Source organism: Pseudomonas sp. P110(2024) (genome assembly GCF_057480795.1).
Window position 1 is genome coordinate 29570 of the sequence record NZ_JBLIYT010000012.1, and the last position, 13128, is coordinate 42697.

The 13128-nt window shown below is 60.1% G+C and carries 14 protein-coding genes; 12 read left to right on the forward strand and 2 right to left on the reverse strand.

What is annotated here, in order from left to right; translation table 11 throughout:
• Positions 1–3: 3 nt before the first annotated feature.
• The 10 genes from rplO to bfr all read left to right on the forward strand — a co-directional run bounded on the left by rplO (position 4) and on the right by bfr (position 7140).
• The gene (gene rplO, locus AC25ND_RS19425) at positions 4–438 is read left to right on the forward strand and encodes a 50S ribosomal protein L15 (RefSeq protein WP_011531896.1); all 435 of its coding nucleotides are present in this window, start codon (positions 4–6) and stop codon (positions 436–438) included.
• Entirely contained in the window at positions 439–1770 is a 1332-nt protein-coding gene (secY, locus tag AC25ND_RS19430) for a preprotein translocase subunit SecY (protein WP_003257108.1), read from the forward strand.
• A 30-nt stretch (positions 1771–1800) separates the two neighbouring features.
• Positions 1801–1917 carry a 50S ribosomal protein L36 gene (rpmJ, locus tag AC25ND_RS19435; RefSeq protein ID WP_011531897.1) on the forward strand — a complete coding sequence of 39 codons (117 nt, stop codon included), beginning with the start codon at positions 1801–1803 and terminating at the stop codon, positions 1915–1917.
• Positions 1918–2048: 131 nt separating this feature from the next.
• Entirely contained in the window at positions 2049–2405 is a 357-nt protein-coding gene (rpsM, locus tag AC25ND_RS19440; protein WP_003255457.1) for a 30S ribosomal protein S13, read from the forward strand.
• Positions 2406–2423: 18 nt separating this feature from the next.
• Positions 2424–2813 carry a 30S ribosomal protein S11 gene (gene rpsK, locus AC25ND_RS19445; RefSeq protein WP_003255454.1) on the forward strand — a complete coding sequence of 130 codons (390 nt, stop codon included), beginning with the start codon at positions 2424–2426 and terminating at the stop codon, positions 2811–2813.
• A gap of 15 nt (positions 2814–2828) precedes the next feature.
• Positions 2829–3449, forward strand: a complete 621-nt coding sequence (gene rpsD / locus AC25ND_RS19450; RefSeq protein ID WP_023629185.1) for a 30S ribosomal protein S4 — start codon at positions 2829–2831, stop codon at positions 3447–3449.
• Positions 3450–3471: 22 nt separating this feature from the next.
• On the forward strand, positions 3472–4473 hold the full coding sequence (locus AC25ND_RS19455; RefSeq protein ID WP_003255452.1) for a DNA-directed RNA polymerase subunit alpha: 1002 nt from the start codon (positions 3472–3474) through the stop codon (positions 4471–4473).
• A 42-nt stretch (positions 4474–4515) separates the two neighbouring features.
• Positions 4516–4902 (forward strand): 50S ribosomal protein L17, encoded by a 387-nt coding sequence (gene rplQ / locus AC25ND_RS19460; RefSeq protein WP_003255451.1) that lies wholly within the window; start codon positions 4516–4518, stop codon positions 4900–4902.
• Positions 4903–5072: 170 nt separating this feature from the next.
• Entirely contained in the window at positions 5073–6512 is a 1440-nt protein-coding gene (locus AC25ND_RS19465; RefSeq protein ID WP_062361847.1) for a catalase, read from the forward strand.
• Positions 6513–6675: 163 nt separating this feature from the next.
• Positions 6676–7140 carry a bacterioferritin gene (bfr, locus tag AC25ND_RS19470; RefSeq protein ID WP_028690240.1) on the forward strand — a complete coding sequence of 155 codons (465 nt, stop codon included), beginning with the start codon at positions 6676–6678 and terminating at the stop codon, positions 7138–7140.
• Positions 7141–7210: 70 nt separating this feature from the next.
• On the opposite strand, the gene uvrA is transcribed toward bfr, so the two are convergent.
• A complete protein-coding gene (gene uvrA / locus AC25ND_RS19475; RefSeq protein WP_050703559.1) occupies positions 7211–10045 on the reverse strand; it encodes an excinuclease ABC subunit UvrA in 2835 nt (944 codons plus the stop codon).
• A gap of 129 nt (positions 10046–10174) precedes the next feature.
• On the opposite strand from uvrA, the gene AC25ND_RS19480 reads away from it, so the two are divergent.
• On the forward strand, positions 10175–11569 hold the full coding sequence (locus AC25ND_RS19480; protein ID WP_028690242.1) for an MFS transporter: 1395 nt from the start codon (positions 10175–10177) through the stop codon (positions 11567–11569).
• 9 nt (positions 11570–11578) lie between these two features.
• Entirely contained in the window at positions 11579–12124 is a 546-nt protein-coding gene (locus AC25ND_RS19485) for a single-stranded DNA-binding protein (protein WP_028690243.1), read from the forward strand.
• Between the two features lie 113 nt (positions 12125–12237).
• On the opposite strand, the gene AC25ND_RS19490 is transcribed toward AC25ND_RS19485, so the two are convergent.
• Complete coding sequence (locus tag AC25ND_RS19490; protein ID WP_238341068.1) at positions 12238–12732, reverse strand: GlcG/HbpS family heme-binding protein; 495 nt, start codon at positions 12730–12732, stop codon at positions 12238–12240.
• Between the last annotated feature and the right edge of the window lie 396 nt (positions 12733–13128).

Here is a 13128-nt window from a genome sequence, read left to right on the forward strand (position 1 = left end):
TCGATGAAACTCAATGATCTGAGTCCAGCGCCGGGTTCCCGTCGCGAGAAGCACCGTCCGGGCCGTGGTATCGGTAGCGGTCTGGGCAAGACCGGTGGCCGTGGTCACAAAGGTCAGACCTCCCGTTCCGGTGGTTCCATCGCTCCAGGCTTCGAAGGCGGTCAACAGCCGCTGCACCGTCGCCTGCCGAAGTTCGGCTTCGTTTCCCTGAAAGCCATGGACCGCGCAGAAGTGCGTCTGTCCGAGCTGGCCAAGGTGGAAGGCGATCTGATCACCGTTCAGTCCCTCAAGGACGCCAACGTGATCGGCCAGCACGTACAGCGCGTGAAAATCATGCTGTCGGGCGAAGTCACTCGCGCAGTCACCCTCAAGGGTATCGCCGTCACCAAAGGTGCACGTGCGGCTATCGAAGCAGCTGGCGGCAAGTTCGAGGAATAAATGGCTAAGCAAGGTGCTCTCTCTTCGCTCGGTAAGGGCGGGATGTCGGAACTCTGGGCTCGTCTGCGCTTTCTGTTCATGGCGATCATCGTCTATCGGATTGGCGCGCACATCCCAGTGCCAGGCATTAACCCGGACCGTCTCGCGGATCTGTTCCGGCAGAATGAGGGGACCATTCTTAGCTTGTTCAACATGTTTTCCGGTGGCGCGCTGGAGCGCATGAGCATCTTTGCACTGGGGATCATGCCGTACATCTCGGCATCGATCATCATGCAGCTCATGACCGCTGTCAGCCCGCAACTGGAGCAGTTGAAGAAGGAAGGTGAAGCTGGCCGTCGCAAGATCAGCCAGTACACCCGCTACGGCACCGTTATCCTGGCGCTGGTCCAAGCCATTGGCATGTCCATTGGCCTGGCCAACCAGGGCGTGGCGTTTTCTGTGGGCCTGGGCTTCCATGTCGTCGCCGTCTCCACCTTCGTGGCGGGCGCGATGTTCATGATGTGGCTCGGCGAGCAGATTACCGAGCGCGGTGTGGGCAACGGTATCTCGATGTTGATCTTCGCGGGTATCGTTGCCGGTCTTCCGAGAGCAATCGGGCAGTCTTTCGAGTCTGCGCGTACAGGCGATATCAACATTTTCGCCCTGGTCGCTATCGGTTTGCTGGCAGTAGCGATTATCGGCTTCGTGGTGTTCATTGAGCGTGGTCAGCGTCGTATCGCCGTTCACTACGCCAAGCGTCAGCAGGGCCGCAAGGTCTTCGCTGCGCAGACCAGCCACCTGCCGCTGAAGGTGAACATGGCGGGCGTAATCCCGGCCATTTTCGCGAGCAGCATCTTGCTGTTCCCGGCTTCGCTGGGTGCCTGGTTCGGTCAGTCCGAAGGTATGGGCTGGCTGCAGGACATCTCGCAGTCGATCGCTCCTGGTCAGCCGTTGAACATTCTGCTGTTTAGTGCAGGGATCATCTTCTTCTGCTTCTTCTACACAGCGTTGATGTTCAACCCGAAAGACGTAGCGGAAAACCTGAAGAAGTCCGGTGCCTTTATTCCGGGTATCCGTCCTGGTGAGCAGTCGGCGCGCTACATTGATGGCGTCCTGACCCGTCTGACCATGTTCGGTGCTCTTTACATGATGGCCGTGTGCCTTCTGCCCCAGTTCCTGGTGGTGGCAGCAAACGTGCCGTTCTACCTTGGCGGGACCTCGTTGCTGATTGTGGTAGTGGTTGTGATGGACTTCATGTCCCAAGTACAATCGCACCTCGTTTCGCACCAGTACGAATCCCTGATGAAGAAAGCCAACCTGAAAGGCTACGGCGGCAGCGGTCTGCTGCGCTGATTTAGCCCCTTAAGGTTCGAGGAGTCGGTAATGAAAGTTCGTGCATCGGTGAAAAAGCTGTGCCGCAACTGCAAGATCATTCGTCGCGAAGGTATCGTGCGCGTGATCTGCAGCGCGGAACCGCGTCACAAGCAGCGCCAAGGCTGAGTGTGATCCGCGCTTCAAACCCAGCAGCTAGTGTGCTGCTGGGTTGATTATTCGTTTCTACAGCGATATTATCTCGCGCCCTATTTCTTGGCTTCCGGGGCGTAGGTAGCTGTCAATTGGAGTCCCACTGAATGGCCCGTATTGCAGGCGTCAACATTCCAGATAACAAGCATACTGTTATCTCGCTGACCTACATCTATGGTGTCGGTCGCACTACCGCGCAGAAAATCTGTGCGGACGCTGGTGTAAACCCAGCCGCTAAGATCAAGGATCTGAGCGACGAGCAAATCGAAACCCTGCGTGGCGAAGTCGCGAAGTTCACCACCGAAGGTGACCTGCGCCGTGACATCAACATGAAGATCAAGCGCTTGATGGACCTGGGTTGCTACCGCGGCCTGCGTCATCGTAAAGGTCTGCCGGTTCGCGGTCAGCGCACCAAGACCAACGCACGCACCCGTAAGGGCCCGCGTAAGCCGATCCGCAAGTAATCGCCCAGGAATATAGACATGGCAAAACCTGCTGCTCGTCCTCGTAAAAAAGTCAAAAAGACAGTGGTTGATGGCATCGCCCACATCCATGCGTCTTTCAACAACACCATCGTGACCATCACCGACCGTCAGGGCAACGCACTGTCCTGGGCTACTTCCGGTGGTTCGGGTTTCCGTGGTTCGCGCAAATCCACCCCGTTCGCAGCCCAGATCGCTGCTGAGCGTGCTGGTCAAGCTGCGCTGGAATATGGTCTGAAGAACCTCGACGTCAACGTCAAGGGTCCAGGTCCAGGTCGTGAATCCGCCGTTCGTGCACTGAACAGCTGCGGCTACAAGATCGCCAGCATCACCGACGTGACGCCAATCCCGCACAACGGGTGCCGTCCGCCGAAGAAGCGTCGCGTGTAATCAGGAGACAGATAAATGGCACGTTACATTGGTCCAAAATGCAAACTGTCTCGCCGTGAAGGCACTGACCTGTTCCTGAAGAGCGGCGTTCGCGCTCTGGAATCGAAGTGCAACATCGAAGCAGCCCCAGGTATCCACGGCCAGCGCCGTGGCCGTCAGTCCGACTACGGTACCCAGCTGCGCGAGAAACAAAAAGTCCGTCGTATCTACGGTGTTCTGGAGCGTCAGTTCCGCGGTTATTACCAAGCTGCTGCCTCGAAAAAAGGCGCAACCGGTGAGAACCTGCTGCAACTGCTCGAGTGCCGTCTGGATAACGTCGTCTACCGTATGGGCTTCGGCTCGACTCGTTCCGAGTCCCGCCAGCTGGTTTCGCACAAAGCGATCAGCGTCAACGGTAAGACTGTGAACATTCCATCCTACCAAGTTCGTCCGGGTGACGTGGTCTCGGTTCGCGAGAAGTCGCTGAACCAGCTGCGCATTGTTCAAGCCCTTGAACTGTGCGCCCAGCGTGGCCGCGTTGAGTGGGTTGATGTGGATGCTGCTAAAAAGTCGGGCGTTTTCAAGAACGTTCCTGCTCGCAGCGACCTGTCCGCCGACATCAACGAAAACCTGATTGTCGAGCTCTACTCCAAGTAAGGGCTAGAAAATAGGTGCATCCATGCAGATTTCGGTAAATGAGTTTCTGACACCCCGTCACATCGACGTGCAGGTTGTCAGTCCAACCCGCGCCAAGATCACGCTCGAGCCTCTCGAGCGTGGCTTCGGCCATACCCTGGGCAACGCGCTGCGCCGCATCCTGTTGTCCTCCATGCCTGGCTGTGCAGTAGTCGAGGCCGAGATCGACGGCGTACTCCATGAGTACTCCGCGATCGAAGGTGTTCAGGAAGACGTCATTGAAATCCTGTTGAACCTGAAAGGCCTGGCTATCAAACTGCACGGTCGTGACGAAGTTACGCTGACCTTGTCGAAAAAGGGTTCGGGGGTGGTTACCGCTGCCGATATTCAGCTGGATCACGATGTCGAGATCGTCAACCCCGATCACGTAATCGCGAACCTGGCGTCCAACGGCGCCCTGAACATGAAGCTCACCGTAGCTCGTGGTCGCGGTTACGAGCCGGCCGACTCCCGTCAGACCGACGAAGACGAAAGCCGCAGCATTGGCCGTCTCCAGCTGGACGCTTCGTTCAGCCCGGTGCGTCGTATCGCCTACGTGGTCGAGAACGCCCGTGTTGAACAGCGTACCAACCTGGACAAGCTGGTCATCGATCTGGAAACCAACGGTACTCTGGATCCTGAAGAGGCTATCCGTCGTGCCGCGACCATCCTGCAACAGCAGCTGGCCGCGTTCGTCGACCTCAAAGGTGACAGCGAGCCGGTTGTGGTCGAGCAGGAAGACGAGATCGATCCGATCCTGCTGCGCCCGGTTGACGACCTGGAACTGACCGTACGTTCGGCCAACTGCCTCAAGGCGGAGAACATCTACTACATCGGCGACCTGATTCAGCGTACCGAAGTAGAGCTGTTGAAGACTCCTAACCTGGGCAAGAAGTCCCTGACTGAAATCAAGGACGTCCTGGCCTCCCGTGGTCTTTCCCTCGGCATGCGCCTCGACAACTGGCCGCCTGCAAGTCTTAAGAAAGACGACAAGGCGACTGCCTGATCGTCGTAATCACCGAACGTAGTGTTTGGTAAGGAATGAATCATGCGTCATCGTAAAAGTGGACGTCACCTGAGCCGTACCAGCTCTCACCGCAAGGCTATGTTCCAGAACATGGCAGTGTCGCTGATCGAGCACGAGCTGATCAAAACCACCCTGCCGAAAGCCAAGGAACTGCGCCGCGTTGCCGAGCCGCTGATCACCCTGGCCAAGGAAGACAGCGTCGCCAACCGTCGTCTGGCCTTCGACCGTACCCGTTCGAAGTCCGCCGTTGGCAAACTGTTCAACGACCTGGGCAAGCGTTACGCCACCCGTCAGGGCGGCTACCTGCGCATCCTGAAGTGCGGTTTCCGCGCTGGCGACAACGCGCCTATGGCGTACGTCGAGCTGGTTGATCGTCCGGTCGGTGGTGCTGTAGAAGCTGCCGAGTAAGACGTTCTGTCTGCTGCAAAGAACCGGGCCTAGGCCCGGTTTTTTGTTGTCTCATGAATTGTTATTTTCTATTGATGTAAGTCAGGTAATGAATTTGTTCTTGTAACATGGGTCGACAATACTCTCTCCAAGCCGATTAGCCGGCCGTTCAAGACCGATCAGGAGAGCCCATGAGCAAGATTCTCACCACCGCAAGCGGCGCGCCCGTAGCCGACAACCAGAATTCCCGTTCCGCAGGCCCTCGCGGCCCGCTGCTGCTCGACGATTTCCACCTGATCGAGAAGCTCGCCCACTTCAACCGCGAGAACATCCCCGAGCGTCGCGTGCACGCCAAGGGCTCCGGCGCCTACGGCACCTTCACCGTCACCCGCGATATTACCGAACTCACCAGTGCCAAACTGTTCGACAGCATCGGCAAGCAGACCGAAACGTTCTTGCGCTTCTCCACCGTGGGCGGTGAACGCGGCTCGGCGGACACCGAGCGCGACCCGCGTGGTTTTGCGGTGAAGTTCTACACCGAGGAAGGCAACTGGGACATTGTTGGCAACAATACGCCGGTGTTCTTCATCCGTGATCCGCTGAAGTTCCCCGACTTCATCCACACCCAGAAGCGCCACCCGCAGACCAATCTGAAGAACGCGCAGATGATGTGGGACTTCTGGTCGCACTCGCCCGAGGCGTTGCACCAGGTCACCATCCTGTTCTCCGATCGCGGCATCCCGGACGGCTACCGCCATATGCACGGATTCGGCAGCCACACCTACAGCCTGATCAACGCCAAGGGTGAGCGCACTTGGGTCAAGTGGCACTTCAAGACCCAGCAGGGGATCAAGAACCTGGCGCCGGCCGAGGCCGCTCGCCTTGCGGGCAGCGACCCGGACTACGCCCAGCGCGACCTGTTCCAGGCCATCGAGCGCGGTGACTTCCCGCGTTGGACCGTGTGCATCCAGGTGATGAGCGAAGCCGAGGCCGCCAGCCGTGACGAGAACCCCTTCGACGTGACCAAGACCTGGTCGCAGAAGGACTACCCGTTGATCGAGGTCGGCGTGCTGGAACTCAACCGTAACCCGCTCAACTACTTCGCCGAAGTCGAGCAGGCGGCGTTCGGTCCCAGCAACATGGTGCCCGGGGTCGGCCTGTCGCCGGACCGCATGCTGCAGGGCCGCGTGTTCGCCTATGCCGATGCTCATCGCTACCGCGTAGGCACCAATCACCAGCACTTGCCGGTCAATGCGCCACGTTGCCCGGTGCACAGCTACCAGCGCGATGGTTCCATGGCCACCGGCGCCTACGGCAGTGCTCCGAACTACGAGCCCAACAGCTACACGGATGCACCGAAACAGTCGCCGCGCCATGCAGAGCCGGCATTGGCCCTGAACGGTTCGGCGCACCGCTACGACCACCGCGAAGACAACGACTACTACAGCCACGCCGGCGCGCTGTTCCGCCTGATGAATGATGAACAGAAGGCGCTGTTGATCGGCAACATCGCCGGCACCATGGCGGGGGTCAGCGAGGACGTTATCCAGCGTCAGTTGCAGTACTTCTTCAAGGCCGACCCGGCTTATGGAGAAGGGATTGCTAAGGCCCTGGGGATGAATCTTGGCTAACTGGAAGTGATAAGAAGAACCGCCCTCATTAGGGCGGTTTTTCAATGAATATCACTACTGTTTAGCCGATTATTTGCTTCTAATTGCGCATTTTTCAGTGACCGCGAGCAAAACCTGGTTCACACTATGTCCCATAGCCGTATTCACAGGGAGAAGCAGGGCGATGCAAGGTCACCCGGACGTAATCAACTACCTCGTCACGTTGCTGAAGGGCGAACTGGCAGCACGCGATCAGTACTTCATTCACTCGCGGATGTACGAAGACTGGGGCCTGACCAAGCTCTACGAACGTATCAACCACGAGATGGAAGAAGAGACGCAGCACGCCGACGCCCTGATGCGCCGTATCCTCATGCTCGAAGGCACCCCAGACATGCGCGCCGATGACCTGGAAGTGGGCAGCACCGTGCCGGAAATGATCGAGGCTGATCTCAAGCTCGAGTACAAGGTTCGCGCCGCGCTGTGCAAGGGTATCGAGCTGTGCGAGCTGCACAAGGACTACATCAGCCGCGACATCCTGCGCGCGCAGTTGGCCGATACCGAAGAAGATCACACCTACTGGCTGGAGAAGCAGCAGGGGCTGATCAAGGCCATTGGCCTGGAGAACTACTTGCAGTCGCAGATGTAATTTCTGTATTGCAGATGCCCCTGTGGGAGCGGGCAAACCCGCTCCCACAGGGTTTTTTTCGGGCCTGAAATCAGGCCCGATCGCGTTCCAGCAGCGGCTTGAGGTAATGCCCGGTATAGGACTGTTTCTTCTCGGCCAGCTCTTCCGGCGTACCGCAGGCAATGATCTGCCCACCCTTGGAGCCACCCTCCGGCCCCAGGTCGACCAGCCAGTCGGCGGTCTTGATCACATCCAGGTTGTGCTCGATCACCACCACGGTATTGCCGTGGTCACGCAGGCGGTGCAACACGTCCAGCAACTGCTGGATATCGGCGAAATGAAGACCTGTGGTCGGTTCGTCGAGGATGTACAGGGTCTTGCCGGTGTCCCGCTTGGACAGCTCGCGTGACAGCTTGACCCGCTGCGCCTCGCCACCCGACAGGGTGGTCGCCGATTGCCCCAGCTTGATGTACGACAGGCCGACATCCATCAGCGTTTGCAGCTTGCGCGCCAGGGCCGGGACCGCATCGAAGAATTCGCGGGCATCCTCGATGGTCATTTCCAGTACCTCGTGGATGTTCTTGCCCTTGTACTTGATCTCCAGTGTTTCGCGGTTGTAGCGCTTGCTCTTGCACACATCGCAGGGCACGTAGATGTCCGGCAGGAAGTGCATTTCCACCTTGATCAGGCCGTCACCCTGGCAGGCCTCGCAGCGCCCGCCCTTGACATTGAACGAGAAGCGCCCCGGGCCGTAGCCACGGGAACGTGACTCCGGCACGCCAGCGAACAGCTCGCGGATCGGCGTGAAGATACCGGTGTAGGTCGCCGGGTTGGAACGAGGCGTGCGGCCGATCGGGCTCTGGTCGATATCCACCACCTTGTCCAGGTGCTGCAGGCCATCGACGCTGGCGTGCGGCGCGGCCTCCAGGCTGCTCGCGCCGTTGAGCGCGGTGGCGGCGAGCGGGAACAGGGTGTTGTTGATCAGCGTCGACTTGCCCGAGCCGGACACGCCGGTCACGCAGGTCAGCAGGCCGATTGGCACTTCCAGGTCGACGTTCTGCAGGTTGTTGCCGCGCGCGCCCTTGAGCTTGAGCGACAGCTTCTTGTTGCGTGGGGTGCGCTTGGCCGGGACGACGATCTTCTTGCGCCCGGACAGGTACTTGCCGGTCAGCGAGTCGGGGTGCGCCATGACCTCTTCGGGCGAGCCCTCGGCGACGATCTGGCCGCCATGCACGCCAGCGCCCGGGCCGATATCCACCACGTAGTCGGCCAGGCGGATGGCGTCCTCGTCGTGCTCGACCACGATCACCGTGTTGCCCAGGTCGCGCAGGTGGTTGAGGGTGGCCAGCAGGCGGTCGTTGTCCCGTTGATGAAGACCGATGGACGGTTCATCGAGGATGTACATCACCCCGACCAGGCCGGCGCCGATCTGGCTGGCCAGGCGGATACGCTGGGCTTCGCCGCCGGACAGGGTATCGGCGCTTCGGTCCAGCGTCAGGTAGTCGAGACCAACGTTGACCAGGAACTGCAGGCGCTCGCAGATCTCCTTGAGGATCTTTGCCGCGATCTCGCCACGCCGCCCGGTGAGGGTCAGCTCGCCGAAGTAGTTGCTGGCTTCGCCGATCGGCAGGTTGGTCACCGCCGGCAGGGTCTTCTCGCCGACCCACACATGGCGAGCCTCACGACGCAGGCGGGTGCCGCGGCAGTCGGGGCAGGGCTGGGTCCCGAGGAACTTGGCCAGCTCTTCACGCACGGTGGCCGACTCGGTTTCGCGGTAGCGGCGCTCAAGATTGGGCACGATGCCCTCGAAGGGGTGCGAGCGCTTGACGATGTCGCCACGGTCGTTCAGGTACTTGAAATCGACGCTCTGCTTGCCGCTGCCCTGCAGGATGACCTTCTGGTGCTCGGCCGACAGTTCGCCGAACGGTTCCTCGAGGCTGAAACCGTAGTGCGCGGCGAGTGAACCGAGCATCTGGAAGTAATAGACGTTACGCCGATCCCAGCCACGTATCGCGCCTTCGGCCAGGGTCAGCTCGGCGTTGACCAGGCGCTTGGTGTCGAAGAACTGCTTCACCCCCAGGCCGTCACAGGTCGGGCAGGCACCGGCCGGGTTGTTGAAGGAAAACAGCTTGGGCTCCAGCTCGCTGATCGCATGGCCGCACACCGGGCAGGCGAAGCGTGCGGAGAAGATCACTTCCTCGCCGTCTTCGTCGTCCATCGGCGCGACCAAGGCGATGCCGTCGGCCAGCTTGAGCGCGGTCTCGAACGACTCGGCCAGGCGCTGCTGCAGGTCGGCGCGGACCTTGAAGCGGTCGACCACCACATCGATGCTGTGCTTCTTCTGTTTATCCAGCTTGGGCAGTTCGTCGAGCTCGTAGAGCTTACCGTTGACCCGGGCGCGGACGAAGCCCTGGGCACGCAGTTCGTCAAACACCGCCAGGTGCTCGCCCTTGCGCTCGCGGATCACCGGAGCCAGCAGCATCAGCTTGCTGCCTTCGGGCTTTTCCAGCACCAGGTCGACCATCTGGCTGATCGTTTGCGCCTCCAGCGGGATATCGTGGTCCGGGCAGCGAGGGGTACCGACGCGGGCATAGAGCAGGCGCAGGTAGTCGTAGATCTCGGTGATGGTGCCGACGGTCGAGCGTGGGTTGTGCGAGGTCGACTTCTGCTCGATGGAGATCGCCGGCGACAGGCCTTCGATGGTGTCGACATCGGGCTTTTCCATCATCGACAGGAACTGCCGGGCATAGGCCGACAGCGATTCGACGTAGCGGCGCTGGCCTTCGGCGTACAGGGTGTCGAACGCCAGCGAGGACTTGCCGGATCCGGACAGGCCGGTGATCACGATCAGTTTGTCCCGGGGCAGGGTCAGGTCGATGTTCTTCAGGTTGTGGGTACGTGCCCCACGGATCAGGATCTTGTCCACTACGGCCTCGCTCGGCGGGCATAAACAAAGGAGTATACGGCGCGCTGCCATTACGCGGCAAAGCGTCGCGTATATGCCGCCAAGGCGTCGGACTGATAGAATCGCCGCCGGTTCACACGAGGTTAATCCATGCACGACACCCACAACGAGCGCATGAGTGGCAGCGAAACCCGCGCTGCCAGCGGCCTGGCCCTGGTCTTCGCCTTTCGTATGCTGGGCATGTTCATGGTACTTCCGGTGCTGGCCACCTACGGCATGGACCTGGCCGGCGCCACGCCTGCGCTGATCGGTCTGGCCATCGGTGCCTACGGCCTGACCCAGGCCGTGCTGCAGATTCCGTTCGGAGTGATTTCCGACCGCATCGGCCGCCGCCCGGTGATCTACGTGGGGTTGATCATCTTCGCCCTGGGCAGCGTGCTGGCGGCCCAGGCCGATTCTATCTGGGGCGTGATCGCCGGGCGTATCCTGCAGGGCGCGGGGGCGATTTCCGCGGCAGTGATGGCGTTGCTGTCCGACCTGACCCGCGAGCAGCACCGGACCAAGGCCATGGCCATGATCGGCATGAGCATCGGCCTGTCGTTCGCCGTGGCGATGGTCGTCGGCCCGCTGTTGACTCGCGCCTTTGGCTTGTCAGGATTGTTCCTTGCCACCGCAGGACTTGCCCTGCTCGGCATCGGCCTGATTGCCTTCGTCGTGCCCAGTTCGCACAATGTGTTGACCCATCGTGAGTCCGGTGTCGCCCGTCAGGCCCTCGGCCCGACCCTGCGCAATCCGGACCTTCTGCGCCTGGATATCAGCATCTTCGTGCTGCACGCGATCCTGATGGCCAGCTTCGTGGCGCTGCCCCTGGCGTTCGTCGAGCGCGGCGGGCTGCCCAAGGAACAGCACTGGTGGGTGTACCTCACCGCGTTGCTGGTTTCATTTTTTGCAATGATCCCCTTCATCATCTACGGGGAAAAGAAGCGCAAGATGAAACGCGTGTTGCTCGGCGCGGTCAGTGTCCTGCTGCTGGTGGAGGTGTTCTTCTGGCAGTGGGCTGACAACTTGCGCGGACTGGTGATCGGCACCGTGGTATTCTTTACTGCATTCAACCTGCTGGAGGCATCCTTGCCTTCGCTGGTCAGCAAGGTGTCGCCTGCCGGTGGCAAGGGGACGGCGATGGGGGTTTACTCCACCAGCCAGTTCCTCGGCGCCGCACTGGGAGGCATCCTCGGTGGCTGGTTGTTCCAGCACGGTGGCTTGAGCATGGTGTTCCTGGGATGTGCCGTGTTGTGCGTCCTGTGGCTGCTCACTGCGTTGCGCATGAACGAGCCGCCGTACGTGACCAGCCTGCGCATGCAGCTGACGCCGGAAGCGGTCCGGGAAGCCGGGCTGACCGAGCGCCTGATGGCCGTGCCGGGTGTGACCGACGCCGTGGTGGTGGCAGAAGAAGCCGCCATCTATATCAAACTGGATACGAAAATTTTGGACCGTGCGACCCTCGAGCGTCTGGTGAACCCAGCCTCTGCGGCGTGCGAAGCCTAGGAGAACGTTATGGCCCGTGGGGTTAACAAAGTCATTCTGGTCGGTACCTGCGGTCAGGATCCCGAAGTCCGCTACCTGCCCAACGGTAACGCCGTGACCAACCTGAGCCTGGCCACCAGCGAGCAGTGGACCGACAAGCAGTCGGGCCAGAAGGTCGAGCGTACCGAGTGGCACCGTGTGTCGCTGTTCGGCAAGGTTGCCGAGATTGCCGGCGAGTACCTGCGCAAGGGTTCGCAGTGCTACATCGAAGGCAAGCTGCAGACCCGCGAGTGGGAAAAGGACGGCATCAAGCGCTACACCACCGAGATCATCGTCGACATCAACGGCACCATGCAGTTGCTCGGCGGTCGTCCGCAGGGTCAGCAGGGTGGTGGTGACCAATACAACCAAGGTGGTGGTAACAACTACAACCAAGGTGGCCAGCAGCAGTACAACCAGGCTCCTCGTCAGCAGGCTCCGCGTCCGCAGCAGGCGCCACAGCGCCCGGCGCCGCAACAGCCGGCTCCGCAGCCAGCCGCTGACTTCGACAGCTTCGACGACGATATTCCGTTCTGATACTTTCAGGAGGCGCCATGGCTGCCTCCCGCGAAAACGGAGCTGAAACAAGAAACCCGCTTCATACCTGAAGCGGGTTTCTTTTTGTCTGAAGCCGGTGCTCTGACAAGGCGTCAGCCTTCTTCGAGTGCCGTTCTTGCAAATTGGGCGTCCAGTTCCGGCGTTGCTCCGCTGATACCGATGCCGCCAATATGCCTGCCGTTCGCGTCCATGATCGGCAGGCCGCCTTCCAGCAGGGTGAACCCGGGGAGCGAGGCGTAGGGATTGGCCGGCAGCGCGGTGCTGCGCTCGCCGAGCGAGCGGGTCGACAGAGGGAAGCGGGCGGATGTCTCTGCCTTGAGCTGCGCGACCTGGATGCTGCCGCTGCTGGTGCCATCCATGCGGTGGAAGTACTTCAGGTTGCCGTGGTTGTCGACGATGCTGATGACAATGGCAAAGCCTTGGGCTCGGGCGGCACGTTCTGCGGCATCGGCCATGCTCCGTGCTCGCTCGGCGGTGATCTGCGGGTGAGCGGCGGGTGGGTTGTGATCACTATTGGCGGTTGCCACCACCATCGGTTGAACAAGCACCGAGATGCCGATCAAGAGATTGCCCAAGAGATATTTCATGTCCATTCCTGTGAGCCTCATCCATGTGTGGCGCGCCAACCTAACAGGCACTGGATGTGTCGGGATGTAGTCCATTTCCGTTTGTGATGTGGGACCAGGCAATTTAACGATGCAGGGTTGCTTTCAGGCGCCTTCGTTGGCTTCAGCGTCCAGGTGTGGCGGAGCTTTTCGTCTCAAGGTTTCCCATGCATCCACGGTTTTTTTCTTGCCATTAGCCTATTCAAACTAATAAATCACATGAGCAAGACTGTCCGATCTTGTTAGTTATACTAATAAATTAACTCGGCTAATGTCCTATGAATTACCGTGTTTGTGGAACGAATGAAAGTCTGTGCATAGGGTATATCCATGCTGCTGGAGTGGGTAGGATTTGAATGTGTCAGCAAATAACTCATC

What these genes read in the sequence shown, in the direction of transcription:
- rplO (WP_011531896.1), top strand. Translation starts at nt 4, where the DNA reads ATGAAACTCAATGATCTGAGTCCAGCGCCGGGTTCCCGTCGCGAGAAG.
- secY (WP_003257108.1), top strand. Translation starts at nt 439, where the DNA reads ATGGCTAAGCAAGGTGCTCTCTCTTCGCTCGGTAAGGGCGGGATGTCG.
- rpmJ (WP_011531897.1), top strand. Translation starts at nt 1,801, where the DNA reads ATGAAAGTTCGTGCATCGGTGAAAAAGCTGTGCCGCAACTGCAAGATC.
- rpsM (WP_003255457.1), top strand. Translation starts at nt 2,049, where the DNA reads ATGGCCCGTATTGCAGGCGTCAACATTCCAGATAACAAGCATACTGTT.
- rpsK (WP_003255454.1), top strand. Translation starts at nt 2,424, where the DNA reads ATGGCAAAACCTGCTGCTCGTCCTCGTAAAAAAGTCAAAAAGACAGTG.
- rpsD (WP_023629185.1), top strand. Translation starts at nt 2,829, where the DNA reads ATGGCACGTTACATTGGTCCAAAATGCAAACTGTCTCGCCGTGAAGGC.
- AC25ND_RS19455 (WP_003255452.1), top strand. Translation starts at nt 3,472, where the DNA reads ATGCAGATTTCGGTAAATGAGTTTCTGACACCCCGTCACATCGACGTG.
- rplQ (WP_003255451.1), top strand. Translation starts at nt 4,516, where the DNA reads ATGCGTCATCGTAAAAGTGGACGTCACCTGAGCCGTACCAGCTCTCAC.
- AC25ND_RS19465 (WP_062361847.1), top strand. Translation starts at nt 5,073, where the DNA reads ATGAGCAAGATTCTCACCACCGCAAGCGGCGCGCCCGTAGCCGACAAC.
- bfr (WP_028690240.1), top strand. Translation starts at nt 6,676, where the DNA reads ATGCAAGGTCACCCGGACGTAATCAACTACCTCGTCACGTTGCTGAAG.
- AC25ND_RS19480 (WP_028690242.1), top strand. Translation starts at nt 10,175, where the DNA reads ATGCACGACACCCACAACGAGCGCATGAGTGGCAGCGAAACCCGCGCT.
- AC25ND_RS19485 (WP_028690243.1), top strand. Translation starts at nt 11,579, where the DNA reads ATGGCCCGTGGGGTTAACAAAGTCATTCTGGTCGGTACCTGCGGTCAG.
- AC25ND_RS19490 (WP_238341068.1), bottom strand. Translation starts at nt 12,732, where the DNA reads ATGAAATATCTCTTGGGCAATCTCTTGATCGGCATCTCGGTGCTTGTT.